The following is a 26,512-nucleotide window of genomic DNA, read 5'->3' on the forward strand; positions in this document are numbered from 1 at the left end:
CAGAAAAGGGACGCTGAAAGCGAATCTTGTCTATGGTGTCACATTTTGCAATTCTTCCTTATACAGCAGGACGTCCTTGTATCCTTGCAAGAATTGCTCCGTCATGTGGATCTTCTGCTCCATATTTAATCCCTTGCCCCGCAGAAGCACGCTCGGATTTGGTTCTTGCTCGCTGCCTTGCTTAAATCGGTTCTCAAGCTTTAAGCACAGCTGATCTACTTTTTTCCGGTCAATACGGCGTTTCTCGTTAGCAGCGAAGCGAAGGATAAGATCGTCGCCCTTCCCGCTAATTTGCTCGATACCGTACATAGTGCCATATACTTTGAGTCTCGCAACCGCAAGCAAATTGCTAACCGCCTGCGGTAAATCGCCAAAGCGGTCTACAAGCTCGTCGATCACATCGTCCGACTCTTCAAAGGTCCGGATTGCAGCAACCTTTTTATAAATTTCAATTTTTTGAATGCTGTCGTAAATGTAATCGGAAGGCAAATAAGCATCGATACTGACATCGATGAGCGTGCTAACCGGCTTCTCTTCCTTCACTTCTTCGCCGCTCATCTCCGCTTTACGCTTGGCGATCTCATCTGCCAGCATTTGCGAATACATGTCGAAGCCAACGGAGGCAATGAAGCCGTGCTGCTCTGCCCCAAGCAAATTGCCCGCTCCGCGAATAGACAAATCGCGCATCGCAATTTTAAAGCCGGAGCCGAGCTCCGTGAACTCTTTGATCGATTGCAGACGTTTCTCCGCAACCTCTGTTAGCACCTTATCCCGTTGATAGGTGAAATAAGCATATGCTATCCGGTTAGAACGGCCTACGCGCCCGCGCAGCTGGTACAGCTGGGAAAGTCCCATTTTGTCCGCATCATGCACAATTAACGTATTGACATTCGGAATATCGACGCCTGTCTCGATAATACTCGTGCTGACCAGAACGTCAGATTCGCCGTCAAGGAAATCGAGAATCGTCTTTTCCAGCTCCTGCTCCGACATTTGCCCATGCCCAACCGCTACTCTAGCATCCGGTACAAGCGCATTGATCTGCTCGGCCATCTGATAGATGCCTTGCACGCGATTATATAAATAATAGACCTGGCCGCCGCGGGCAAGCTCGCGCTCAATCGCTTCGCGGACGAGTGCCGGACTGTATTCGACCACATACGTTTGAACGGGAAACCGGTTCTCCGGCGGTGTTTCAATAACAGACAAATCACGCACCCCGAGCATCGACATATGAAGCGTGCGCGGAATCGGCGTTGCCGTCAACGTTAGCACGTCCACATTTGTTTTCAGCTTCTTCAGCTTCTCCTTATGCGACACGCCGAACCGCTGCTCCTCGTCCACAATGAGCAGCCCCAGCGATTTGAATATAATGTCCTGCGACAGCAGGCGGTGCGTTCCGATGACAACATCAACGGTTCCGGCCTTCAGTCCTTTCATCGTTTCATTCTGCTCCTTGCGCGAGCGGAAACGGCTAAGCACCTGAACATTGATCGGATAACCGGCAAACCGCTCACGGAACGTCTCATAGTGCTGCTGCGCCAAAATCGTCGTAGGTACCAGCACGGCTACCTGCTTGCTATCCATTGCCGCCTTGAAGGCAGCACGAATAGCGACCTCGGTTTTGCCATAACCAACGTCTCCGCAAAGGAGCCGGTCCATAGGTTGACTCTTTTCCATGTCCTTCTTGATTTCCTCAATCGCTCTCATCTGGTCGCGCGTCTCATCATAAGGGAACATAGCCTCGAATTCATTCTGATAAGACGTATCTTGTCCGAATGCATATCCGGCCGCAGTCTGCCGCTCCGCATACAGCTTGATTAAATCATCAGCTATGTCTTGTACGGATGCTTTCACCTTACTCTTTGCTCTTGTCCATTCACTGCCGCCCAGCTTGTTTACTTTAGGCTCTCTCTCTTCCGATCCGACATATTTCTGAATCATGTCCACTTGCTCAATCGGAACAGACAGCTTATCGCCGCCGGCGTACAGGATATGCAAATAATCTTTATGAATGCCCGCAATTTCAAGCGTGCCGATCCCTACGTATTTCCCGATTCCATGATTGTGATGGACAACGTAGTCGCCGACTTTAAGCTCTGTATAACTCTTAATACGTTCGGCATTGTCGACCTTCTTGTCGATTCTTCGCGCTTTCCTCTGCTTCTGGGAGAACATCTCGCCTTCCGTAATAATAACGAGATGGGATGATGGCAGCTCAAAGCCGGATTGCAGATTCCCTTCCAGAAGAATAGGCGTCTCGATACTGTAATCATCAAGCACGCGGCGCATCCGTTCCATCCGTTCCGCATTCCCGGCCAGCATCATGACGGTAGCGCCAGTCTTGCGCCAACGTTCCATTTCTGCCTTTAGCACATTCATTTGTCCGTGGAAGTTTTGCATCGAGCGACTGGTCATATTCAAAATGTTTTGCGGCTGCGAATGCGGAATTTGCCGCAGGAACAACGACAAGAACAGCGTCGGAAACGGACGTTGGTGTAAGATCTCGTCCGTCTCGCGCGCTAGCGAAAGCCCTGGCAGAGACTTGCCGTTCTGCAGCAAATGCATCGACCATTCCGCCTCATCCCGCTCCAGCTGCTTCGCTGTCTCTATCAAACGGGTTGGCTCATCTAGTATGAGAAGCGTATCGCCCGGCATATAATCAAGAATCGTATGCCGCTCAGGGTATAATAACGAAATATATTTATATATTTCCGGAAAATAAACGTGCTCGCGAAGCTTCTCCAGTTCTCCGCCCATTTCCGTGCGCAGACGATCCTTCGCCGTGCGGTCTGTCATTTTGTCGAGCTGCTTCTCCAGCAGCTGCTGCGCATGGTTCGCCGCTATTTCCATTCGGTGACTATCGGCCAGCATTTCTTGGCATGGCGGTACAACGAACGATTCCATCCGGTCGGAGGATCGTTGATCTGCAGGGTCGAAAGCCCGTATCGAGTCAATATCATCACCAAACCACTCAATCCGATACGCCTGCGAAGCCGTTAATGGATAAAAGTCAACGATACCGCCTCGTACACTCATTTCGCCGCGTAATTCTACACGATCATTACGCGTATAACCAAGCGCCGTCATCTGACGCAAGAAAGACTCTAGCGGAAGCGAGTCGCCGACACGCACTGCAATTTTCGCTTCCGCCATGACAGCGCTTATCGGCAAATAACGCCGTACCCCTGAGAATGGCACGACAACAATCCCGCGATAGCCTTTGGACAGCTTAATCAGCACATCCATGCGCTGCGCCAGCGTCTCGGGACTCGAGATCGCCGCTTCGGCAGCTACAAGCTCATTCGCGGGATATAACAATACATCATCTGGTGAAAGACATTCCTGCAAATCCTCGGCAATCTTCTGCGCAGAGAACATATTATGCGTCACTACCAGCATCGGACGCTCTACATCCTCCTGTAATGCTGCAATGAGCACTTGTCTGGAAGAGCCGGCAAGACCTGATATCATCTGTTCGCGCATGCCTTTACGAATACCGGATATAACGGACTGAACGTCCGTATCCGCGGCAAAAGCTTTAATTAACGCTTTCAACTTTTGCGACACCCCGTTTCTATACACAATCGGAGAGTGATACGATCGCTCCCGGTACATTGAAAAGAAGCCTCAGCCATCCGCTAAGGCCCTCATTATTATCATTCCGTCACTGCAGCGGATTGGCTACCAGATGCAGTTCTGGATTCGCTTCTATCGCCTCGCGGCAATAATCACAAACCACTTTAACCGTAACGTCACCGTTTGGGTTATACGCTATTATATCGCTGCGTTCTTCGGGGGTCAAGAAATGGAAACCGAGCTGCTGCTCCGTAACATCTGACCCGCTTATGGACCCAATTGACGTTCTGCAGTGCCTGCAGATATAGTTTACAGCCATATGTATGCCTCCTGAAGAGTCGTTATACCCTTCAGTATGCCCGCATTATCGTAATCTAACAGATCATCGGTTAAACTTTGCCATCGTCTCTTCAAAAGGAGCCTTTAACCGGTATTCGATAGCTTCGCATGCCCCTGCAATCATCGCGGCTAATTGCTCCTGCTCGCTCTTCGGAAACGAAGAAAGCACATAATCAGCTATATTCATGCCCGGCTGCGGACGGGAAATACCCATACGAACACGGTCGAACGTCTGAGTGCCTAAATGCTGTATAAGCGACTTAATGCCGTTATGCCCGCCTGCGCTGCCTTGGTACCGGAGCCGCAGCTTCCCGATCTCCGTATCCAAATCATCATAAACGATAACCCCATCTGCCAGATCGGCTTTAAAATAATCAAGAAACGACCGTACGGACTCACCCGACAAGTTCATATATGTCATCGGCTTAATGAGGACGACCTTCGTTCCTTGTACGTTGCCTTCACCGATTAAAGCTTTGCACTTGTTTTGCGTTACATTGATGCCCCACCGACGCGCCAGCTCGTCAATTACCATAAAACCGACATTATGCCGCGTTCCTTGATAAGCGGTACCGGGATTCCCCAGTCCTGCAATCCACCTCATTGCTCGCTCCACTCCTTTACGGACAAATGTAACATAATCTAATGCCACCGTAAACGGCTGCGCTTCGATGCACGGCAACAAAACAGCGCCGCCCTATAAGGACGGCGCCATATCAAGCCCCATGCTGCTTTGCTTTGATCAAAGGGGTTTCAATTCTTCCAGCTGCGCCTCTTTGGATCTCGACTCTGCCTCAATCAGCTCCACAGCAGCATCTTCCTTCTCATCCTCGGTAAGCTCTTTCTGCGGTGCAAGAATCGTCAGCACGACAAGCTCAGGGTCGGACTTCGACTCCACGCCCTGCGGCAGCTTCAAATCGCTGACAAGCAAGCTTTCGCCTACTCCAAGCGACGATATATCCACCGTTACAGCTTCCGGAATATTACCTGGTAAGCACTGAACCTCAAGCTCATGCAAAATAACCTGAAGAATGCCGCCTTCTTTTACGCCTTCGGAGTCACCTACCGCCTCAATGCGAACATTCGCGCGGACGTTTTCATTCAAATTGATTTGATGAAAATCGACATGCAGCACATGGCGGGTCATCGTATCGCGCTGCACATCCGACACCATAACGGATTGTTTACCATACGACGGAATATCTATTTCCAGCACCGCATTCGGATGAGAACGAAGCAGTAGTTCAAGCTCCTTCTGATCCACCGAAACAAGCGCGGCAGAGCTCAGCTGCTTTCCGTACACGACACCGGGAATTCGGCCTTGGAGCCGCAACTCGCGAAGTTCTCCTTTCGTCGAGATTGAGCGCCCGTTTGCTTTCATAGCTATCGACATACTGGAAACCTCCTACTATTTTTTTGAAGCAGCATGCGCTTCATATTGATTTCCATATATCTTTACCCATTCCGGCCTCAATCTAAACACCGTCTGCGTCTTACTTCAGATTCTTTTCTTTTTTGGCTTTCGCCCGTCCACGAATTTTATCCGCGTAACCCGGCTTGTTCACCTGGCGCTCGCGTGCGATCGCCAAATCGCCTGCCGGAACATCCTGCGTGATGGTAGAACCCGCAACGACATAAGCGCCGTCTCCAATTTTCACAGGAGCGATTAAATTGACATTGCTGCCAACAAACGCGTTATCACCGATCTCCGTCACAAATTTATTGTAGCCGTCATAATTGACGGTAATCGCTCCACAGCCGATATTAACATCCTTTCCGACCTTTGCGTCACCGACATAGCTAAGATGCGACACTTTACTGCCATCGTCAAGCGATGCATTTTTGAGCTCAACAAAATCGCCGATCTTGCAGCCGACTCCAAGCTTCGAGCCCGGACGCAAATTCGCATAGGGTCCAATCGAGCTCGTATCTCCTACGGCGGACTCTGCGACCACTGAATATTTGATTGTAACCCCGTTGCCGATTGTGCTGTCCGTAATATCCGCTTGCGGCCCGATTACGCAATCTTCACCAATTACTGTCGTTCCGCGCAGTACCGTACCGGGATAAATAATCGTATCCGATCCGATTTGAACGCCCGCTTCGATGTAAGTTGATGCTGCGTCAATAAAAGTAACCCCGCCCAGCAAATGATTGCGATTTATGCGCTCACGCATTAGCCGCTCCGCTTCAGCCAAGGCAACACGGTCGTTTACGCCGATTGCTTCAGCCAAATCAGTCGTGCAATAGCCTTGAACGGATTCTCCGGCTTCACGGAAAATACCGATGACATCGGTCAAATAATATTCTCCCTGCGCATTATTGCTAGTTACCTTAGCCAGCGCAGCGAACAGCTTCTGATTATCAAAGCAATAGGTACCCGTATTAATTTCCTTTACAGCGGCCTCATGAGGGGAGCAGTCCTTCTGCTCTACAATACGCTGAACAGTGCCGTCCTCTCCGCGAATAACACGGCCGTAGCCTGTCGGATTATCGAACGACGCCGTTAACACTGTTGCTGCCGCTCCGCTAGAAGCATGAAGCTCCAGCATTGCGTTAATCGTGGACGCCTGTACAAGAGGCGTATCGCCGCAAATAACGATCGTGGTGCCTTCTTCTCCGCCTAGCAGTGCCTCTGCTTGACGCACCGCATGTCCGGTACCCAGCTGCTGCTCCTGCAGGACGTACTCCGCGGCATCACCCAATGTCGCTTTCACCATTTCCGCACCGTGCCCAACAATAACAACCGTACGCTCGGCATGTGCTTCTTTTACCGTATCCAGCACATGTCCTACCATCGGCTTCCCGCATACCGAATGGAGTACCTTATATAATTTCGATTTCATACGCTTACCCTGTCCCGCAGCAAGCACAATCGCCATAACTTTCAAATAAAAAACCTCCCGCCAGCATCAAATTCTCTAATGAATATATTACATTATACCAAGCGAAAACGGATGACGCTACGCACGAACCGCTAGCTGTGTGAATGAACAGCTCGGTTCTGTGCCATCCTTGTCTATTTAAAAAAGAAAAGAGAGCCTCGGCTCTCTTCTCCAATCATTCCTAAAATAACATGAAATGCTCTGGTTAAGCTCCTTCTTCAATCGCAACTTCTTCTGCTGCACGCTCGTACTCGGCGAGAACAGCGGCCTGGATTTTCTCCCGGGTGGTTGAAGAGATCGGATGAGCGATATCCCGAAATTCTCCATCCGGAGTACGTTTGCTTGGCATTGCAACGAACATACCATTGTTACCATCGATTACACGAATATCGTGAACGACGAATTCATTGTCAATAGTAATGGATGCGATAGCCTTCATACGCCCTTCGGAATTTACTCGGCGGAGTCTGACATCAGTAATTTGCACTTGTGTTCACCACCTTTGTCTATCAGAGACTTGGTGTATACTTCCACGTTTTTGTGCTAATTCCTTCTAGATTTTTGGTAAATTCATGCACTATTTAAAATATTTTTTTTAGTTTGAATCTTTTTCGTTTTCATTCGACATTAGTCGATGCTATGACCTCTATTTCGACAAAAACATCCTTTGGCAACCGCGCGACTTCAACAGTCGACCGAGCCGGTTTATGGTCACCGAAATAAGAAGAATAGATGCCGTTTACCGCCGCAAATTGGTTCATGTCTTTCAAAAACACGGTCGTCTTCACAACATCCTGAAAGCCTGCACCCGCAGCCGCAAGCACGGCCTCCAGATTACGAAATACTTGATGCGTTTGCTCCTCAATGCCGCCTTTTACCAGCTGCCCTGACGCATCAAGCGGAATTTGTCCGGAAGTGAACAACAATCCTCCCAGCTTAATTGCTTGTGAATAAGGTCCGATTGCCGCAGGCGCCCGATCCGTTGCAATAACTTGCGGTTGTTGCTTCGTTGTCATTATTGTCCCAGCCTTTCAAAGCAAGATGCAAAATATGAAAACCTGCTCATTTGATTCAAGCGTAAACGGCTTGCGTTACGCACGAACCGCTAGCTGTGTTAATGAACAGCTCGGTTCTGTGCCATCCTTAGTGGCAATAGGTCGTTTCGCGGTTAAATATAAGCATGGTATAAAATTCAAATTTATACTTTCTTATATTTTAAAATAGTTGCCCGGTACTACGGTCGTTTGCTTCGTCTTCATATCAACGGCAGTGAGCTTCGCAAGCGACACATAATCCTCAAGAAGCCGCTCCTCTAATTCTACTTCACCGGATTCTACGAATACACCGACGCCGGCTACCGTAGCTTTAAATTCGAACAGCAAATCCATCATCCCCTGGATCGTACCGCCAGCCTTCATAAAATCATCAAGAATAAGGACCCGTGATTGCTCCTTGAGCGCTCTGCGCGCAAGCGACATCGTCTGAATCCGCTTCGTTGAACCGGATACATAATTGATGCTGACCGCCGAGCCTTCCGTTACCTTGTTATCGCGTCGCACGATGACAACCGGAATATTAAGGCAGGCCGCCGTTGCATAAGCAAGCGGTATGCCTTTCGTTTCTACCGTCATAATGACATCGATCTTCCGGTCAGCAAATGCGGTAGCAAATATTCTGCCTACATCCGCCAGCATCTCAGGTTGGCCCAGCATATCCGTTATATACAAATAACCGCCGGGAAGAACCCTTTCAGGCTGCTCTAACTGGCGGCATATGCTCGTCATTATGGTAAGAGCAGTGTCCTCTTGCATCTTCGGCGTATACTTCACTCCGCCTGCAGCTCCGGCTAACGTATGAAGCTCACCAATGCCTTCTTCCTCGAACACTTCTTTAATAATTGCTAAATCTTCACTAATCGAAGACTTTGCAGACTGATAACGATCAGCAAATGCTGTCAGCGAAATTAACGTGTGGGGTCGACTTAACAAGTATTGAGTCATTTCTACCAACCGCGAGCTCCGTTTCAACTTCTTCAAACACATCTCCCCCCACTAAATCCGAATAATATAATGTCAATATAACATTTTTATACGGATTTAATCAAGAAGAACGTCAGTCTTATGTCAGCATTCTTACCACATATACCTCTTTACAAAAACCCCGAAGCCCATTGTGAATGCGTGGAAGCTTGGCCTCCTTCGAGACAAGACCAAAAACCGTCGGGCCGCTTCCCGACATCAGAACGCCGTCAGCCCCAAGCCGGATCATACTTTCCTTAAGCTGCATTACTTCCGGATAAACGTCCAGTGTAACGTTCTCCAGCACGTTGCCAAGCCCGTCGCAAATATCATTAAAGGAGCCTCTTTCGAGAGCATCAACCATATTGGAAATCGAAGGGTGCTCCTTCAGCTCATTAGCGCGGAATTTGCCGTATACGTCTGCCGTCGAGACATTGATTGGCGGCTTCGCCAGTACAACCCAGCATTGAGGAGGATTAGCAATGTGCTCCAGAACTTCGCCACGCCCGCGGGCAATAGCAGTACCCCCAGTTACGCAGAACGGAACATCCGAGCCAAGCTCCGCTCCCAGGCGGCACAGTTCGTCCTCTGGAATTTGGAGCTTCCACAGCCTGTTAAGACCGCGCAGCGCAGCAGCGGCATCGCTGCTGCCGCCTGCAAGGCCAGCGGCTACCGGAATCTTTTTATCCAAATGAATATATACGCCTTGCTTTACATCGTAACGTTCTTTAATAAGCCTGGCCGCTTGAAAAGCTAAATTCTTCTCATCGAGGGGTATGTAGCCCACCTGGCTTGATATAATAATCGTATCTCTAGGGAGTTCTTCCATTTCAAGACGGTCTGCAAGATCGACCATCGTCATAATCATTTCTACCTCATGGTAACCGTCCTCGCGTTTGCGGAGCACGTCGAGAAGTAAATTGATTTTTGCAGGAGCTTTTTCATAAATTTTCATCTGATAAGTTCACCCGTTCGTTCGTAAGCTTAAGCATCATTATATCAAACGAACGCAATAAAAGCTAAGAGATGGCAATCGGACCTATTCCGGATGCCATCTGCTCAGCTTTTAGGGTTATAAATTATCGCAGCCCGATTACGGCTGATTGGATTTTGCAGCTGCTTGCTCGGCAAGCTGGATCGCTCTTTTGACCATATTTCCGGCATCCTTGGCACGGATACCGCCCCAGCCTTCCTGCTGAACCGTGTCATAAAATCCAAGATCCTTAGCCAGCTCGGTTTTCAATTGCTCTGACATGACGCTCCGTCTTCTGCGGCTCATTCGCATTCCCTCCGAATCCCATAATAACGTTCACCATATAACAGCGAATTGCTTAAATAGTATGCTTCAAACCTTTACGGCTAATACGTACTCGATGATGCTTCATTAACCCGATATGTAATTTAGACAGCTTTTCTAAGCAAAAAAAAAGCGCAGATGCAATCTGCGCTAACATGCCTCACTCGGCGGTATATAATCTATTGTTGCAAATGGGCGATTCGGACTTGACCTTCGTCATTGCATACGGTCACTTCCACCGACTCTGTCAGTATATCCGCATAACTGTAAGAGACACGCTTAAACGCATGCTGCTCCTCATCCAGTTTGACAATGAAAACAGAAGGGTAGATTTCTTCTAACGTACCGGTTCGTTCGATGGTCTTTCGTCGGCCACCGTTAGCTCGAAGACGGATTTTGGAACCAACATGAGCTTCCAAACTGCGTTTAATATCCAATAGCGCATTTTTTGCCATTGTCCACTACCACCTCTTTCCTTGTCCATTATAACCAAAAAGAGGAGGTTTGTCAAACAAAGCAAAATATTATATCAGCCAGATTATTTACTTGTCAACGGTGTTTTCACCCATTTTTTAAAAAAGTATGCATAGAGCAGCAAAAAAAAGGCATATTAAGAAGTTAATTCAACAAAGAGCGTACGATAAATCCTATTACGCTTATGCTTTTTGTGCGATAGATGCTGAAGTTATTTTCGGCTTAGGCAATCCGACCCGGAATCGTCCTAACGTTTCAATACCCCCAACGCCTTCAATTCCGCTAATTGTGCCATGTATGACATCCGCCAAATTAATGGTGTCTTTTATCGAAGTATAACTCGCTTTAATGGCAATATAAACAGGATCAAGCGCATGGATCAAAATACGTCCTGGTGAGCTGGCAAAGTTGGAACCCGCCTGAAGCAGCGCTTCAAAATGGGATTGGCATGCGCCGGCAATCACGATTAACCCGTCCCGATTTCTCTCATATTCGCGGGCAACACGGACAGCATTAACGAAATGCTGCGAGTTTTTATAGCTGCTTAAACTGTACAGGTCCATTTGTGCGCGGTTTTTCAGCACGCCATCATGTCCTGTAATAACGACAATGTCCGGCTGAATTTGCGGCAGCAGACGGTAGAGCGCATCCGCCATTTGCGATTCATGCACATGAAGACCATGGGAAGGGACATGCATCGTATTGTATAGCTGCATGCTCTTCTTCAAATAGTTGCCATCACCGTCGAGATGGAGCACTTTGCCAGGCACTTCAAAGAAAGGTTGGCTCTCCTGCATCGCCTGGCGGATATGATCCTCGGTTTCAACCGCTTGTCGTTCTCGCTCTGAATGCATACGCCTTATGGAGTCATTTACTTTAATTCTGACTTGCTGCACCGCTCTCGTCGATTCTGGATCATTTACAACCGACAGATCGGGAATCGGAGCATCCGCAAGTAATCGATAGTCCGTGCCTTTCAGAACGGCCTTATGTGTACGAACAGCTTCAACTCGGAACAGCACGTCACCGCCATACGATTTGCGGACGACCAGGTCCCCTTGCTTCATAGGTAAATCACCTCTTCGTCTATCCTATGGGCAGACAGGGCGAATGGTGAGTATTTTAGGCGTAGATGGCTTAGCTGCCCCAGCCCGCTTCCAGCATACTTCGGCTAATTCGCGCAAACTCCTCTAATGACAACGTCTCGCCCCGGCGGACCGGGTCTATTTCGTTACGGAGAAGCAGTTCTGTTAACGCCTCGCGGCGCTCCTTGCCGACAAACGCAGTCAAATTGTTCACCAGCGTCTTACGGCGCTGAGCGAAGCTAGCCTGTACGACGCGGAAGAAATGCTCCTCATCAGGCACGTCAACAGCCGGCTTATCGCGAAGCGACAGCTTGATAACAGCGGAGTCGACATTCGGCTGCGGTATAAATACCGTATGCGGCACCGTACATACGACTTGCGGTACGCAGTAATATTGGACGGCTACACTAAGACTGCCGTATTCCTTACCGCCAGGCTTTGCGGCCATCCGTACCGCTACCTCCTTCTGGATCATGACGACGATATGCTCAAGCGGAAGCTTCTCCTCGAGCAGCTTCATTAATATGGGTGTTGTAACGTAATAAGGCAAATTCGCAACGACGCTTACCCCAGTAACATCTCCAAACTGCTCTGCAAACAACTGCTTCAAATCCAGCTTCAATACATCACCGTGAATAACCGTTGTATGCTGCTCATCCGCTAATACATCACGTAAAATCGGAATAAGCCGGTTATCGATTTCAATAGCTGTAACTTTACCAGCCGATGCCGCAAGCCGCTGGGTAAGCGCGCCTATGCCCGGACCGATTTCCAGCGCCCCTTTTGTCTCATCAAGCTCAGCAGCCTGAACAATATTATTTAAAATGTTTTGGTCGATCAGAAAATTTTGTCCTAAGCTCTTCTTAAAGGAAAAGCCATATTTTGCGATAATTTCTTTGGTCCGCTTCGGTGTCGCAACCTCTACAGAAGCCGTTCTTACCGCAGTGCCTTGCTTCCCTTGTTCTTGACTGCTCATAGCTCTATCCCTCCAGTTCCTCTTCCATCTGACGGAGTGCCGCCGTAAATTCTGCTTTAGATATACGGAAGCTTGTACAACGTTTATAGAACTGCTTCCCGTTCGCATATCCGATACCAAGCAGCTTGCCGATGCGCAAGCGCCTATTTGATGCATCCGGATGTACGATCAGCCCCGCTTCCATTAAGTCTTCCCAGCTTATTTCGCCAGATTCGTCAGCCGACTCCGTACGAAGCTCCGAGAGAGCTGCTCGAATCGCTTCGGGACTTGCATTTTCTATTCCGATATCCCCTTTATACAAGGCCTTTTCTTGGGGCAAAAAAGCGTGCTTGCAGCCTGGCGCATGACGCGCGACAATTTTACGGATCCGCTCCCCGGCGTGGTCGGGGTCGGTAAATATAATGACGCCCCGCCGTTCACTCGCCAGAGCAATTCGCCGCAGCACATCTTCGCCAATAGCTGAACCATTCGTCTCAATCGTATCCGCATCCACCGCCCTTTTTATCGCTGCGGTGTCATCCTTACCTTCTACGACAATGATCTCCTTGATCATCAAGATCATTCCCTTCCTTTGTAAAACTGTTTTGTTGACAAACATACAAAAAGAAGAGGCAGTGCCTCTCCTTATGATGGCATATTTAATTAATCCTTACGATAAAATGATGATAACCCCATAAATTAGCTTGCGGTAGGCTTATTCGGTCCTAGCACATATACGGTAAAGCCCTTCTTCCTGCCGAACTTATTCGCATATTTGGAGCTGTCGAAATAGACATCGATTTTGTTTCCTTTAATCGCGCTGCCCGTATCTTCAGCACGGCGGAAACCGATACCTTCAATATACACCCACCAACCGATCGGAATAACATCAGGATCAACCGCTATGGTCCTTCCCTCTTGGACGCGCGCCCCCGATGCGGTAATTCCGTATTGCGGATGGTTCTCATCCTTGCCAGTTGACGCCACTCCTGCGGAATAAGCAGTTAATGTGACGTTATTAAGTACCTTCTTCGCCTTAAACGTTACTCCGCTCTTTGTCAGCGTAGTTACGCTAGGGCTACGGCTCGAGAGCACTTGTACTTTAGGCTGTTCCTTCTTCGTTCCGACGGCAATGACCTGATCAACGGCTGCTGACTCCACAACCTTGCTGACCATCTTCTTCGAAACGAGAATTCCGTCCTCATACTGCTTCTCGATATGCTCAACAATGAGACCTTCCTTACCGGTTTGCACGAGCTTTTCTTTGCCCGCTTCCAGCGTTGGATCTTCTTTCTTTACGATAGAGAACGGCATAGCGCGCTCTGTTTCAGACACTTTCGTGTCGACGCGCACAACAGTTACTGTTAATTCCGCATTAACAACTGTATCAAGCGGAGGTATTACTTTATCTTGACCACGAACTGGAATATTTAATTCCTCGATCGCCGCCTGCACTGTTCTCTCTGTCGTGTACACCGTTGATGTCTTGCCATCAGCTTTCACAATTACCGGTATCGCATGAGTTACTTCAATGCGATCTCCGTCCTTTATTGCCGCATTTAGCGGTATGGACACCTCATCATGTGGTCCAATTGCGATAGCTTGTTCATCCAGTAGGCGTTGCAGGACCCATTGCTTTGTTTCCACAATGGTTTCTTGTCCATTAACCACTACGGAGACGCTTTTGACAGCCGTTCCGTACAACAACACCAAAAACATGAAAGTCATAGCGATTGAGATAGTAGCACTCAAAATAATCAAACGCAAGTTTTCACGCTTCCATCGCAATGCGAAAGACATGCTGGATGATCGTTTCCCATGGGTGTCCTTTACCTGGAGTAGTCCCACTTCATCGGTCCTCCTTCATAGCCCCGCCGCCAAGTGTTACGCATGATACAACTGACGCGACTATAGTATATTGGCGTGCAAGCACGCAATCCAGAACTGCTATCGAACCTCCCACCTCCATCTTTTTATCCCTATGTCGACAAATTCCCGATTATTCGAAAATAAAAAGAAGCCGTCGACAGAGGATCTGTTTCGTGGCTTCCCGGGTAGCTGCTGCTCTGGGATACAGGAAAAATGGATGCACGAGGTTGATCACTCTCTATAGACGCTTACGAGGTTAGCTGACGGATTCGGGCAAGAGAGTCGCCCTATTCTTAACACAATGCTCATGGCAAAGGTTTTGAAATTCACCCCTGAAGAATTCAATATGCGGTACAATTACCCGCATCTGGTTCCCCCGCTCTCCGAATGGAGATTAAGCGTAAACTGGAAATCCAATACAAAATATTAATGCTCTGAGTTGAATCATAACCTCATACGAGGTTAATTGTAAAGATACGATAAAAGACGATTTAAGCGAAAATGAAGGATAAAGTTAGAAAAAATAAGCGATTATCGCAATAAAAATTAGTTTTTACGCGATAAAGGTCCGTATTTCTCTCGATTTTACCCATTTTCAATCAATACCAAAACATTTTTTACCGTTTTCAGTCGTTATTGCACCTATTTCCTCGACCGATTTGCCCAATAATTCAGCAGCTGTCTCTGCGACTAGAGACACATAAGAGGACTCATTTCGCTTCCCTCGAAACGGGTGGGGAGCCAAATAAGGAGCGTCGGTTTCGATCAATAACCGGTCGAGCGGAACCCGCTTTAGTACCTCTTTCGGTACCCGTGCATTTTGGAAGGTGACAGGACCGCCAAACGAAATATAGAAATTCATCTCGAGGCATTGTTTAGCCGTTTCCCAGCTGCCTGAGAAGCAATGCATGACGCCGCCGATCTCGGCTGCATTCTCTTCCTGCAAAATACGGACAACATCCTCATGCGCGTCCCGGTTATGAATAACAATGGGCTTGCCAACCTTGCGCGCAAGGCGGATTTGTTCACGAAAAACGAGCTGCTGCACCTCTTTCGGTGACGTGTCCCAGTGGTAATCTAGGCCGATTTCCCCAATAGCAACGACCTTCTTATGCGAACAAAGCCGCTCAATCCATTCTAAATCACCGGGAAGCATATCGATGCTGTCCACCGGGTGCCAGCCTACAGCCGCATATATAAAATCATATTGCTCGGCAAGTGCCATCGTCGTAGGTATCGTTTCGCGGTTAAACCCAATATTGACAAGCATATGGACGCCGGCATCTTTAGCTCGCTGGATTATCTCGTCACGGTCCTCATCGAACTTAGGTGAATCAAGATGTGTATGTGTATCAAACAGTAATGTCATGTTAATGTCAGGCTCCTTCAGTCTAGTTTAAAAAGTTTCTTCAGCTGGCCATTTATTAATTGAGCAGACTGTCGAAGCGGCTCTTCAGGGTAATACAAATGGTATTGCCCTTGGTGCAAGCCGGTAATCGAACGAACAATGTCGGATTTAGCAGATATTTCACTTATTTCATCCGCGTGATCTAACAACAAAATCGGCGCTTTTTCTTTCTTTTCGCCTTCTTTTTTATCGGGTCGATATACGTCGTATGGCAGGTCGAACGGGAAATCAATCTCCATATGATAATCCGGATTCATTCCTATAGAAGAAAAACAATCACTAATCTCATTTAATAGCGTTTCATCAGGATTATCGATGGTTATGTATTTATATAAACGGCGATTCAAAAACCGATCACATAAATCGCTAAGCAGCGGGTCATGTTCCTCAATCCATTGCATAAAAGCAGTTTGAACAAGCGCCTCATCCAGCTTTAAATAATCTTGCACGTTCAACGTGCCTTGCAGCAGACCTTTCAATGAGTTAGGCATCCAATCAAAAGTATACCCACCCACATAAAGCTCCTGGGCTCTACGAAATATTTGACGTAATATAATCTCAGAACTTCTTGTAACTGGATGGAAGTAAATTTGCCAGTACATTTGATAACGAGACATCAAATAATGCTCTACCGCGTGCATGCCGCTTTCTTTTACTACAATTTTCCCTTTATAAGGCCGCAATACGCGTAATATACGCTCTAAATCGAATGTTCCATAATTTACTCCTGTAAAATAAGCGTCCCTGAGCAAATAATCCATTCGATCGGCGTCCATTTGACTAGAAATAAGGCTTACGACGATTGGTTTAGGATACGTCTTCTGAATGACTGCAGCCACCTTCTCGGGAAAATCGTCCGATACCTCACGCAGCACACGGTTGATTTCCGTATCCTCAAGCAATATTTTGCACGTCCAAACTTCATGATCCGTGTCGAATACTTCCTCTAAGGAGTGCGAGAACGGACCGTGACCGACATCATGCAGAAGTGCGGAACAGAGCGAGACAAGCCTCTCCTCGGCCGGCCAATCAGGATAGCCGTGACGTTCGAATTGTGAAATGATTTTACGGGTAATTTCATAAACGCCGAGCGAATGCGAAAACCGGCTGTGCTCTGCTCCATGGAAGGTTAAATAGGACGTACCTAATTGACGTATTCTGCGTAAACGCTGAAATTCTTTCGTATTAATTAAATCCCAAATCGTCTGATCCTGAACATAAATATAGTTATGCACCGGGTCCTTAAATACTTTTTCTTCAGTCAGCAATTCCTTCAAAGTCTCTCATCTCCTTTGTTCATATTTTCGACACAAAACTTGAAACTTTTGTCGAACAGTGTCGTTAATTAGTTTCCAAAATGTCGAAGCTGTTGTATTCTATTACAGAGTAATATGACCCTATTAACTAGTCAAATGCTTATACTAACGGCTTTACAAGCAATATTCTTGGTTGACTATTATGGTAATCGTTGGTATTATAGTAATAATAAAAGTAAAAACTATGTCGAACGATGGCGAAATACATTTTGAGAGGGGAACTGCTAGATTATGATGAAATCTACTGGTATTGTCCGTAAGGTTGATGAATTAGGACGTGTTGTTATTCCGATCGAATTGCGCCGTACGCTAGGTATTGGCGAGAAGGATGCACTTGAAATTTATGTAGATGGCGAGCGAATCATGTTGAAGAAATACGAGCCTGCCTGTATCTTCTGTGGTAATGCAGAGAACGTATCTTACTTCAAAGGTAAAATTGTTTGCCATATTTGTTTATCAGAAATGCCAACACCTGTGACAAAATAAGAAAAATAGGTTATAATGGTCTTATCTACTTGTTAATTCTAACCTTTTTTATACTCCTTGATGCCTTCCTGTGCTAAAACCCGGCCAGGAAGGTCTTTTTTTTGTCTACTTCAAGTTCCATGAAAGCTCGTTATCGATTTACTTCATTGTATACATCCCGTTTCGGCAGCCCGCGATCTAAAGCTGCTTTCTTAATCGCTTCCTTCCGGTCATATTGCTCCTCATAATGGGCAACGTGAGCCTCAATATCAAGCTCCGACCACCATGCCTCTTCTGACTGTTGTCCAATAACATTAGCTCCGCCGGCACCTTCTACAACGATACAAAATTCACCAAGCGGCGGATGCTCGGCAAACCATTCGATACATTCCGATACACGGCCGCGAACCGCTTCTTCATGACGCTTCGTCAACTCTCGAACACATGCAATTGATCGATCCCCCAGATTTTCCAAAAGAGCACCGAGCGTTTTACTTATACGATGGGGAGATTCATAAAAAAGCAGCGTTTCCTGCTGCGCCCGGAAACCTTGCAGCCACTTTGTTAACGATTTTCGCTCTCTTGGCGGGAATCCGGCAAATAGAAACCGTTCGGTCGGGAGTCCTGACATAATAAGCGCGGATAATGCTGCATTGGCACCTGGAATCGGAATAATGGCAATGTTATTTTCCACGGCTTCCTTCACGAGATCGGCCCCTGGATCAGAAATCGCAGGCAATCCGGCATCACTCACTAGGGCAATGGATTGACCATCCAGCAGCAAGCGGATTAGCTCAGGACCGCTAGCCCGTTTATTATGCTCATGATAGCTTACGATACGTGTATTGATTTCAAAATGCGTGAGCAGCTTGCGTGTTTGCCTTGTATCTTCCGCAGCAATAAGCTGTACTTCCTTTAAAGTGCGTATCGCGCGAAAAGTAATATCCTCTAAATTGCCTATAGGCGTTGCAACTAAATACAGGCTGCCAGATGATTCGTTGACTCCTTCTGAGAAGCTTTTTTGTACATTCAAACGATCTGGACCCCTTTCTCATACACCATGATTGGCGGAAGCAGCTTAATATCAGGTTTTCCATCCCGCATCGCTTCTATTAATACCATATTTGCTTCGGCATTAGCATTCGGATGAACGAATTGTATTCGTTTCGGCTCAAGGCGCCATTTGCGCATCGTCTCTACAATATCAAGCAAGCGCGAGGGACGATGCACCATCGATACTTTGCCGCCGGGACGCACAAGCCGGGAGCAAGCTGCTGCGACATCCTCCAGCGTGCAGTGAATCTCGTGCCTCGCTATTGCATAATGTTCATTTTCGTTTTGATCGCCTGCCGTTACCGGCATATAAGGAGGATTGACCGTTACCGCATCGTATACCCCATTCCCCGCCAGCTTCGGGTACAACCTCAAATCCTGTTCGATAATGGAAATTTGTTCGGTCAATTGATTGAGTGCTACACTTCTTCTCGCCATGTCAGCCAATCTGGGCTGTATTTCAACCGCATCGATATGCGCATTAGTTCTTGTCGTCAGAAGCATTGGAATAACACCGTTCCCTGTGCACAAATCAAGGATACGTCCGTGCTTCGGCACGCTAGCGAATCGTGAAAGCAGTACCGCATCAAGAGAGAAGCTGAAAACTTCACGGCTTTGTATTATTTTAAGGCCGGATTCCGTCATCAAATCATCAAGCCGTTCGTTTTCTTCTAAACTTATTTGTTCCGACACGTATAAGGCGCTCCTTTTATTTTTTTCGATTATCATTTGCTGGGCTTGTTTCTAAAAAAAATACCGCCCTTTGCGGCAAGGACGGCATGTCGATACGGTTCCACTATTTATTTAGAAAGGATAGACAGAATAAACAGTCACCCTCCGTCCGCAAATGCCCGTAATATACGTTGCATATGTGGAATCCTTCGTGATACAACCGCGTTAAATTGTCATGACCTTCGCCAACTGCAATTCCTGCTTCTGCAAGCGCATTTTCGCTAAGAGCCTGCAACTCATGCTGAGGTTCTGCTTGTTTACCTTTGGCTGGTGCGAGTACCGCTTTACGCTCCAGCTCCGTTTCCCGCTTGAACACTTGACGCAGCTGGTGATTCTCTTCGCTTAAACGCTTATTCTCTTCAAGCAGCTCTTTTACCTTCTGCTTCAAAGCGCTAAGCTCGGTATGAAATAGACCTATCCGGTTATCCAGCTCGTCCATTTGTACAAAAATATCTTTCTTCTCCAAGTTCCCACCCCAGAGCTTCATGCGTGAGTGTTACCTCACCCGTGAGAATCGAACTCTGCCGTTTACTTGATGACAACATCATCCATCGGCAGTTCTTTCGGTTTACCTGGTGTATCGAATAATTGCACATACACGCTTTTGGTGGATGTGTTAATACCGGTAACTTTACCTTCCCCATACGAGGTGACAACTAGCTTTCCGATAGCTGGAAGCTCCTCACGAATGCTTTCGTAATTGTCATGCTCATACTTCAGGCAGCACATAAGTCGCCCGCATAATCCTGATATCTTTGTAGGATTTAGCGACAGGTTCTGATCCTTGGCCATCTTAATCGACACGGGCTCAAAGTCACCCAGCCAAGAGGAACAGCACAGTACTCGTCCACACGGGCCAATTCCGCCAAGCATCTTCGCTTCATCCCGGACGCCAATTTGCCGAAGCTCGATCCGCGTACGGAACACGCTTGCTAAGTCCTTTACCAGCTCGCGAAAATCGACTCTGCCTTCTGCCGTAAAGTAAAAAATGATTTTGTTGCGGTCAAACGTAAACTCAACGTCCACGAGCTTCATTCGAAGCTCATGACCTTTAATCTTTTCAAGACATGTGGCAAACGCATTTTTGGCTGCTGCACGATTCTCTTCAACGACTTTAGCATCGACATCGCTTGCAATGCGGATCACTTTCTTGAGAGGAAGGACGACATCCGATTCACCGACTTGCTTCTGTCCCACCACCACTTTACCGTATTCGATTCCGCGTGCTGTTTCAACAATAACATGTTGCTCCTTATCCACGGGATGCTCGACCGGATCAAAGTAATAGATCTTGCCCGCTTTCTTGAAGCGAACACCGACGACATTATACAAGGATTAGCCCTCCTGTAGGTTTACCAATAGTTGCTCAAACGCGAGCTGAGGCGTTACATTCGCACGCATACGCTTGCTTGCTTCAAGTGTGTGCTCAATGCAGGACACCCAGCCTGCAAACGACCGATTAAAGGCATGCTTACTTATCCATTCCAACTGATCTATAAAAACGATGTTGTCCTGCCTTCCGGCCTGAAACTGTATCAAATCTTTAAACCATATAACTAATAACGACAACAGCAATTGTGTATGTTCCACTAAATCTGTCTTAAATAGCTGCTGCTGGGCAGTGATCATCGCCGCGGTGAATCGGGTCAAACTCTCCTTACCTAATTGTATCACTAGGTTTCTGATTTCTGCAAACTGATTCTGCTGGAGAAATTGCCTAGCACCATCCAATCCCGAAGTTAATTGAACAGCTGTACGGGCTAACGTTGCAGGCGCACCTTCAACTATAAGCGTCTGCAGCATACTCTCAGGCGACATCGGCAGGAATGGAACCCATTGTGTACGGGAACGAATAGTAGGAAGTACAGCTTGTCCGTTATCGGTTAGCAAAATAGCAACAACCGGCGACAGCGGTTCTTCCAAAAATTTAAGCAAGCTGTTAGCAGCTTGCATCGTCATTTTATCCGCCTGCTCAATCATATATACTTTGCGTTTCGTACCGCTGTTGCGATAAGAGAAATCCCGCTGAAGATCACGAATCTGGTCGATTTTGATCGACTGGCCGTCTGGCGCAATCATCGTTAAATCGGTCTGATTGCCATGTTCGAATTTTCGACATTCAAGACACTCCCCGCATGCATCAAAACCGCCTGCTGTACAGAACAGCGCTTTAGCGAATTCGCGTGCCATTGCCATTCTGCCTGTACCCGATGGCCCATTGAATAAATAAGCATGAGAGATTTTACCACTCTGTAAGGCATGCCTTAAAATGCGCTGCGCTTTCCATTGTCCGGCAACTTGTTCAAGGCTCATAACCGTTCCTAACCTTTCCCTGCTCACGCATACTTTAAAATAATAAATTGATAAGAAGACCTCTTATCTCACCGATCTTGTTCAGTAGGTCTATTCTACCCTGCTCGCTGTCCAGCAACTCCTCAGCCATAGCAACAAGTGTTTCGTCAATCTCATCAAGCAGCTTATATCGTTTTATGCGTCCTCTGCGATCAAAGCCTCTGACTTCCTTCAGAACGACTCCCCGTCTGACGGTATCCTCCAAAAACTGCTTGATCATTTGACGATAAAGTTTCAACTCACGAACCGTCATAATCTTGGCGAGACGATCGCCTTGTCGATGAATATCCTGCAGCTTCAGCTGTAACTGCTCCTGCGTTCGAATAGCATCCTGCTGTACCAAGACATCGGCAAAGCCCCGGGACTGAACCTGCTTCGACCCTGCATCGTTATTTGCACGATTTTGCCCTAACGGACGAAAGCCTTGATCAATTTTCATCTTATTTCACACCCATTCAGAAATGCTCAAATCGTTCGACAGGAACAACGAACACGGCTGCGCCGCCAACCTGCACTTCAACAGGAAATGGAATGTAGGAATCTGTCGATCCGCCCATCGGAGATACCGGCGTTACTAATTGGTCACGCACTTTGCAGTTCGCATTAATGACTTGAAGCACCTCGTGGACACGCTCGTCTTCTATACCAATCATAAAGGTCGTATTTCCAGCCCGTAGAAACCCACCCGTACTTGCGAGCTTAGTAGCTCTAAATCCTTCACGTACAAGCGCATTCGACAACCGGTTGCTATCCTTATCTTGAATAACCGCAATTACTAATTTCATCTTCATTCCCCCTTGACTACTATGAGAAAAACTCTTATCGAAGTACTTCGAGGATGTGCGACCGCGTTTATGCGGAAGTTTTTATCGCCAATCAGAATGATCTCCTTTACTCTTTATCACTGTAAAGCACTTAAACATTCTGATGTGGTTAGAATTGGTTACCTGAGACCTTTAGAACATCTTTGCAACATTTTTTGTCTGTCTATTACTGTTTGACATCGGTTGCAAAAAATCCTGCAAAACGACTATCTATTACGGCTAAAACGTCATGAAACACCATTTCTGGACTTTGTTCGGCATTTACAAGCACCATTCGATCCGGATGCCGCTTGAGCAGCTGCATATAACCTTCACGTACCTTTTCGTGGAAAGAATGCTGCTCAAGATCCAGACGGTTCACTTCCCGTTCTTTTGCTTGAGCAATACGCGTAAGTCCTACTTCCGGAGACACATCCATATAGATGGTCAGATCAGGCATTACATCCTGGATGGCAAACCGATTAATTGCCCATACTTCATCCATGCCGAGACCGCGCGCATAGCCTTGATAAGCTAAGCTGCTGTCGACAAATCTGTCGCAAATAACGAAATGACCTTGTTCAAGAGCAGGCACAACCTTTTCGACTAAATGCTGTCTGCGGGCAGCCGCGTAAAGCAGTGCCTCCGTTCTTGCATCCATTGTGACATGACTTCGGTCTAATATAACGGAACGAATCTGTTCAGCGATCGGAATGCCTCCAGGCTCTCTCGTCGTAATGACTAGTTTTCCCCTTTGAAGCATCATATTCGACAGCTGCTCAATCAGTGTCGATTTGCCGGCACCTTCGCCGCCTTCTATTGTAATGAAAATACCTTTTCTCAATCTAAGGCTTCTCCTAACATTTAAGTTAATTATTCTTTCTTCTATATTAACAAAGCCTCTCCCCTTGTACAATGAACAATTGCTTCAGTGCTTAATTCCCCTCCCATACCTGTCTAGCTGAATACAGCTATTGTTGACATCGTAGGATCAACGGCTCCCTGGAACTTTGCTCCCGATGCAGACAAGCGTTGAATTTGATTAATGATAGCAGCCGTTATTTTTTCACCCGGATACAAAATCGCGATGCCTGGCGGATACGGCGTTACCATTTCAGCAGCTATTAATTGTTCGGCATTGCCAAGCCCTACCCGTATACTATTTTTATTTTTAAACCGCTCTCGAGCAAACGAAACAGGCTCTGATATAGCCATCACTTCACTTTCAGGTAAAAAAGTCGGGATTAACGTATTCTGTTCATTTTGAGCAGCATCAGCTTGTTCTATAGCATATCCGTCAATTATTTTTATGGCATATTGAAGCTTTAGCGTATCCTCTAATGAAGTTTGAATACCAAATACAAGTACAACATAACGCGGGTCGGCCATCTCCGAAAAACACCCATACTGCTCCAGTAGGCGCTGCAGCTCAAAGCCTGACATCCTACCGCTTTTGTCGTATATAATGACCCTAAGGGGATCTTTAAAATGAAGACATCTTGTATCCTCAATGCTAGACCACTCCAATACTTGAATTGCGGTTGAATGCAGTTTCATCCATGTACGAAAGGAAGCTGCTGAGGCTAAGCTTTGTTTAAATAGCTTGGCACCTAATGTATCAATCATTGCTCGGGAAATATCCAAGGATGCTAGAATCGGAAATGATGGACTAGAGCTTTGGATCATCGCTAACGACTGCCGAAGCAATTCCCTTTGTATTCTTGATCCCTGCACATGAAGCATCGCCCCCATCGTTAGTGCAGGTAACGTCTTATGAGCTGATTGAACGACCGCATCCGCGCCTGCTGCTAATCCCGACCGGGGCAGCTCTTGATGAAATCCATAATGCGCACCATGAGCCTCATCTACGAGAAGCGGCTTGCCATGTTGGTGAATCAGTTCTACAAACGGAGTCAGATCAGCACTCATGCCATAATAATTAGGATTAGACAAAAATACAGCCTTAGCATCAGGATATAACCGGAGAGCTTTTTCAACCTGCTCAAGTGATGGAACAATTGCGAGTCCTGCTTTTTCTTCTATTTGTGGAGATAAAAATACCGCTTTAGCGCCTGCGAGCTTTAAGCCGTTTATAATCGACTTATGTACGTTCCGCTGTACGATAATGATATCGTTTGGTTCACATACCGTAAGCAATAACGCAATATTACCCGAAGTACTTCCACCAACAAGAAAAAAGGTTTCTTCCGCCCCAAACGTATCTGCCGCTAACCGCTGCGCTTCCAATATAGCAGCTTCGGGATGATGCAGATCATCCGTCGAAGAAAGCTCCGTCACATCAAGCTTCATAATTGCCGAATACCATTTATCCGGTTCGTAGCCTGAATCGGTATGTTTAATCTCTAGCTTCAAAGCATCTCCATAATGGTGACCAGGTACGTGGAAGCCGGCTGGAGCTGATCTAGAATGATTTATAAGAGCTTCAAATAATGGTGCATAAAATGGCTTCATTATAATAAGACATTCCCTTCAGATCAAACATTCACTTAAACCCATCTATTTCTTATTGTAACCGATATGTATCGCAAAAAAAGAGCAGTCTCTGTCGCCAGAAACCGCTCACGCGTTTTTTTCCAAAAATATTTGTTTCATCTGATGAATGAAGAAAGGGTATTTCGCATCCCTCACATCTGTTCGAACCATTTCTGCTTCACATGTCTCGCATATAAACTCGGAAACAATTCGAATCCCTTGGCCTTCCGCCTTCTGCTGACCACATATAATACAATGGTGGTCGCTATTATCGTTCATAACAATCCCCGCTTTCTCTTTCGTTCCTATATAGCTACTATTATGGCACATAGTCTATCTATTTATACTTGTTTCATAGCCCATTTCAAATATTTATATATCGTATGCGTAAAATGGGTTATTGGTTACTTGTATTAAAAAATGTTTCGTCAAAACTATGGACAGATCACACATAAAAACCGATATATTTAACGAGAGTTCATGCATGCTGAGAAGGAAGGACATTAAACCATGAGCCAACCATTATCCGATCAAACAAACGCAACCATTTATCAATACCAGCTTATTCAGCGGAAAATCATACGATCAGAGCTTATTCAGAGTCATTTGTTAATTTCTGCCATACTGCTCGCCTTTCAAATGCTAATGTACCAAATGGATGGATTATTCTCATGGCTATTCGGATTTGCTGTCGTACAGATTGTCCATATCGCAATCATATTGCTTACTTTTATTAGAGTGGATGAAGCAGCCGACAGGAAATGGATTTGGCGTATAACACCGCCTTGGATCGGTTTTAAGCCAGCCAATGATATTAAATTGTATCTGTTTCGCCGAGTGCACCGTCATTTATTCTGGATCGGTCTGTGCGCAATCGCTCTTTTATATCCATGGATCAAAGAATCTTTACTGATTAGCATCGTTACTTGGCACTTTTGGCTGTTAATCCCGCGTCTTTTACTATCCATTTCGTTTCGTAAGGAGCAGAAAGATAGCATACTAAGGTTGCAGTCCAGGGAAGCATCATTATACCGTCGTTAAAAAAGAAAGCCTAAGACAGTCATATAGAGACGTCTAAGGCTTTCTTGGTTATAAAAACAACAAAAAACCTATCGCAATCATGCGATAGGTCTCTCGTGCTTGGCGACGTCCTACTCTCCCAAGACCCTGCGGTCTAAGTACCATTGGCGCTGGAGGGCTTAACGGTCGTGTTCGGTATGGGAACGCGTGGTTCCCCTCCGCCATCGCCACCAAACGTAGCGTTTTGCACGCTGAAAACCGGATACGAAAGAAGTTGCTGCTGAACTTTAGCTGTTTGTCTGCCGGATGTATGGGTCCAGGCAAACGGTTTTAGGATAAGCCCTCGACCGATTAGTATTCGTCAGCTGC

The 26,512-nt window shown here is 46.7% G+C and carries 29 protein-coding genes, 1 rRNA gene and 1 riboswitch; of the genes, 2 read left to right on the forward strand and 28 right to left on the reverse strand.

What is annotated here, in order from left to right:
- Positions 1-30: 30 nt before the first annotated feature.
- The 17 genes from mfd to DFP97_RS27645 form a co-directional block, all read right to left on the reverse strand.
- Complete coding sequence (gene mfd / locus DFP97_RS27565; protein WP_425453566.1) at positions 31-3,558, reverse strand: transcription-repair coupling factor; 3,528 nt, start codon at positions 3,556-3,558, stop codon at positions 31-33.
- 109 nt (positions 3,559-3,667) lie between these two features.
- The gene (fin, locus tag DFP97_RS27570) at positions 3,668-3,898 is read right to left on the reverse strand and encodes an anti-sigma-F factor Fin (protein ID WP_114383899.1); all 231 of its coding nucleotides are present in this window, start codon (positions 3,896-3,898) and stop codon (positions 3,668-3,670) included.
- Positions 3,899-3,961: 63 nt separating this feature from the next.
- Positions 3,962-4,522: an aminoacyl-tRNA hydrolase gene (gene pth, locus DFP97_RS27575; RefSeq protein ID WP_114383922.1), complete on the reverse strand. Its 561-nt coding sequence runs from the start codon at positions 4,520-4,522 to the stop codon at positions 3,962-3,964.
- 138 nt (positions 4,523-4,660) lie between these two features.
- Positions 4,661-5,311 carry a 50S ribosomal protein L25 gene (locus DFP97_RS27580; RefSeq protein ID WP_114383900.1) on the reverse strand — a complete coding sequence of 217 codons (651 nt, stop codon included), beginning with the start codon at positions 5,309-5,311 and terminating at the stop codon, positions 4,661-4,663.
- A 100-nt stretch (positions 5,312-5,411) separates the two neighbouring features.
- The gene (gene glmU / locus DFP97_RS27585; protein WP_114383901.1) at positions 5,412-6,809 is read right to left on the reverse strand and encodes a bifunctional UDP-N-acetylglucosamine diphosphorylase/glucosamine-1-phosphate N-acetyltransferase GlmU; all 1,398 of its coding nucleotides are present in this window, start codon (positions 6,807-6,809) and stop codon (positions 5,412-5,414) included.
- 199 nt (positions 6,810-7,008) lie between these two features.
- Positions 7,009-7,290 carry a septation regulator SpoVG gene (gene spoVG / locus DFP97_RS27590; RefSeq protein WP_028609566.1) on the reverse strand — a complete coding sequence of 94 codons (282 nt, stop codon included), beginning with the start codon at positions 7,288-7,290 and terminating at the stop codon, positions 7,009-7,011.
- Positions 7,291-7,420: 130 nt separating this feature from the next.
- Positions 7,421-7,819 carry a RidA family protein gene (locus DFP97_RS27595; RefSeq protein ID WP_114383902.1) on the reverse strand — a complete coding sequence of 133 codons (399 nt, stop codon included), beginning with the start codon at positions 7,817-7,819 and terminating at the stop codon, positions 7,421-7,423.
- Between the two features lie 192 nt (positions 7,820-8,011).
- On the reverse strand, positions 8,012-8,839 hold the full coding sequence (gene purR, locus DFP97_RS27600; RefSeq protein ID WP_114383903.1) for a pur operon repressor: 828 nt from the start codon (positions 8,837-8,839) through the stop codon (positions 8,012-8,014).
- 82 nt (positions 8,840-8,921) lie between these two features.
- Positions 8,922-9,776 (reverse strand): 4-(cytidine 5'-diphospho)-2-C-methyl-D-erythritol kinase, encoded by an 855-nt coding sequence (ispE, locus tag DFP97_RS27605; RefSeq protein WP_114383904.1) that lies wholly within the window; start codon positions 9,774-9,776, stop codon positions 8,922-8,924.
- 138 nt (positions 9,777-9,914) lie between these two features.
- Positions 9,915-10,100, reverse strand: a complete 186-nt coding sequence (locus tag DFP97_RS27610) for a small, acid-soluble spore protein, alpha/beta type (RefSeq protein WP_114383905.1) — start codon at positions 10,098-10,100, stop codon at positions 9,915-9,917.
- Positions 10,101-10,297: 197 nt separating this feature from the next.
- Positions 10,298-10,573, reverse strand: a complete 276-nt coding sequence (veg, locus tag DFP97_RS27615) for a biofilm formation stimulator Veg (protein ID WP_114383906.1) — start codon at positions 10,571-10,573, stop codon at positions 10,298-10,300.
- A gap of 201 nt (positions 10,574-10,774) precedes the next feature.
- Positions 10,775-11,659 (reverse strand): sporulation peptidase YabG, encoded by an 885-nt coding sequence (gene yabG, locus DFP97_RS27620; protein ID WP_114383907.1) that lies wholly within the window; start codon positions 11,657-11,659, stop codon positions 10,775-10,777.
- 70 nt (positions 11,660-11,729) lie between these two features.
- Positions 11,730-12,653 carry a 16S rRNA (adenine(1518)-N(6)/adenine(1519)-N(6))-dimethyltransferase RsmA gene (rsmA, locus tag DFP97_RS27625; protein WP_114383908.1) on the reverse strand — a complete coding sequence of 308 codons (924 nt, stop codon included), beginning with the start codon at positions 12,651-12,653 and terminating at the stop codon, positions 11,730-11,732.
- A 4-nt stretch (positions 12,654-12,657) separates the two neighbouring features.
- Positions 12,658-13,206 carry a ribonuclease M5 gene (gene rnmV, locus DFP97_RS27630; protein ID WP_114383923.1) on the reverse strand — a complete coding sequence of 183 codons (549 nt, stop codon included), beginning with the start codon at positions 13,204-13,206 and terminating at the stop codon, positions 12,658-12,660.
- Positions 13,207-13,331: 125 nt separating this feature from the next.
- Entirely contained in the window at positions 13,332-14,480 is a 1,149-nt protein-coding gene (locus tag DFP97_RS27635) for a resuscitation-promoting factor (RefSeq protein WP_245976624.1), read from the reverse strand.
- A gap of 250 nt (positions 14,481-14,730) precedes the next feature.
- A riboswitch (cyclic di-AMP (ydaO/yuaA leader) is annotated at positions 14,731-14,912 on the reverse strand.
- A 184-nt stretch (positions 14,913-15,096) separates the two neighbouring features.
- Positions 15,097-15,870 (reverse strand): TatD family hydrolase, encoded by a 774-nt coding sequence (locus DFP97_RS27640; RefSeq protein WP_114383909.1) that lies wholly within the window; start codon positions 15,868-15,870, stop codon positions 15,097-15,099.
- A 17-nt stretch (positions 15,871-15,887) separates the two neighbouring features.
- On the reverse strand, positions 15,888-17,186 hold the full coding sequence (locus tag DFP97_RS27645; protein ID WP_114383910.1) for an HD domain-containing protein: 1,299 nt from the start codon (positions 17,184-17,186) through the stop codon (positions 15,888-15,890).
- Positions 17,187-17,456: 270 nt separating this feature from the next.
- Between DFP97_RS27645 and DFP97_RS27650 the strand changes: the two genes are divergently transcribed.
- The gene (locus DFP97_RS27650; protein WP_028609554.1) at positions 17,457-17,711 is read left to right on the forward strand and encodes an AbrB/MazE/SpoVT family DNA-binding domain-containing protein; all 255 of its coding nucleotides are present in this window, start codon (positions 17,457-17,459) and stop codon (positions 17,709-17,711) included.
- 130 nt (positions 17,712-17,841) lie between these two features.
- On the opposite strand, the gene rsmI is transcribed toward DFP97_RS27650, so the two are convergent.
- From rsmI to DFP97_RS27700, 10 genes are all read right to left on the reverse strand, one after another.
- A complete protein-coding gene (gene rsmI, locus DFP97_RS27655; RefSeq protein ID WP_114383911.1) occupies positions 17,842-18,723 on the reverse strand; it encodes a 16S rRNA (cytidine(1402)-2'-O)-methyltransferase in 882 nt (293 codons plus the stop codon).
- A complete protein-coding gene (locus DFP97_RS27660; RefSeq protein WP_114383912.1) occupies positions 18,720-19,472 on the reverse strand; it encodes a tRNA1(Val) (adenine(37)-N6)-methyltransferase in 753 nt (250 codons plus the stop codon). The genes rsmI and DFP97_RS27660 overlap by 4 nt, the downstream gene beginning before the upstream one ends.
- A 67-nt stretch (positions 19,473-19,539) precedes the next feature.
- Complete coding sequence (locus DFP97_RS27665; protein WP_114383925.1) at positions 19,540-19,941, reverse strand: initiation-control protein YabA; 402 nt, start codon at positions 19,939-19,941, stop codon at positions 19,540-19,542.
- Positions 19,942-20,003: 62 nt separating this feature from the next.
- On the reverse strand, positions 20,004-20,807 hold the full coding sequence (locus DFP97_RS27670; protein ID WP_114383913.1) for a PSP1 domain-containing protein: 804 nt from the start codon (positions 20,805-20,807) through the stop codon (positions 20,004-20,006).
- Positions 20,808-20,810: 3 nt separating this feature from the next.
- A complete protein-coding gene (gene holB, locus DFP97_RS27675; RefSeq protein ID WP_114383926.1) occupies positions 20,811-21,788 on the reverse strand; it encodes a DNA polymerase III subunit delta' in 978 nt (325 codons plus the stop codon).
- A 34-nt stretch (positions 21,789-21,822) separates the two neighbouring features.
- On the reverse strand, positions 21,823-22,266 hold the full coding sequence (locus DFP97_RS27680; protein WP_114383914.1) for a YaaR family protein: 444 nt from the start codon (positions 22,264-22,266) through the stop codon (positions 21,823-21,825).
- A 16-nt stretch (positions 22,267-22,282) separates the two neighbouring features.
- Complete coding sequence (locus DFP97_RS27685; protein ID WP_056634702.1) at positions 22,283-22,612, reverse strand: cyclic-di-AMP receptor; 330 nt, start codon at positions 22,610-22,612, stop codon at positions 22,283-22,285.
- A gap of 205 nt (positions 22,613-22,817) precedes the next feature.
- Positions 22,818-23,474, reverse strand: coding sequence for a dTMP kinase (tmk, locus tag DFP97_RS27690; protein ID WP_114383915.1), 657 nt, complete (start codon positions 23,472-23,474; stop codon positions 22,818-22,820).
- 113 nt (positions 23,475-23,587) lie between these two features.
- Positions 23,588-25,102 (reverse strand): aminotransferase class I/II-fold pyridoxal phosphate-dependent enzyme, encoded by a 1,515-nt coding sequence (locus DFP97_RS27695; RefSeq protein WP_114383916.1) that lies wholly within the window; start codon positions 25,100-25,102, stop codon positions 23,588-23,590.
- Between the two features lie 108 nt (positions 25,103-25,210).
- Positions 25,211-25,402: a sigma factor G inhibitor Gin gene (locus DFP97_RS27700; protein ID WP_114383917.1), complete on the reverse strand. Its 192-nt coding sequence runs from the start codon at positions 25,400-25,402 to the stop codon at positions 25,211-25,213.
- Positions 25,403-25,633: 231 nt separating this feature from the next.
- Here DFP97_RS27700 and DFP97_RS27705 point away from each other — a divergent pair, with 231 nt between their 5' ends.
- A complete protein-coding gene (locus DFP97_RS27705; RefSeq protein ID WP_114383918.1) occupies positions 25,634-26,164 on the forward strand; it encodes a transposase in 531 nt (176 codons plus the stop codon).
- Positions 26,165-26,261: 97 nt separating this feature from the next.
- On the opposite strand, the gene rrf is transcribed toward DFP97_RS27705, so the two are convergent.
- Positions 26,262-26,378, reverse strand: a 5S ribosomal RNA gene (gene rrf, locus DFP97_RS27710).
- Between the last annotated feature and the right edge of the window lie 134 nt (positions 26,379-26,512).

Origin of the sequence: Paenibacillus prosopidis (assembly GCF_003337375.1) — a bacterium.
GTDB classification, from domain to species: Bacteria; Bacillota; Bacilli; order Paenibacillales; family Paenibacillaceae; genus Pristimantibacillus; species Pristimantibacillus prosopidis.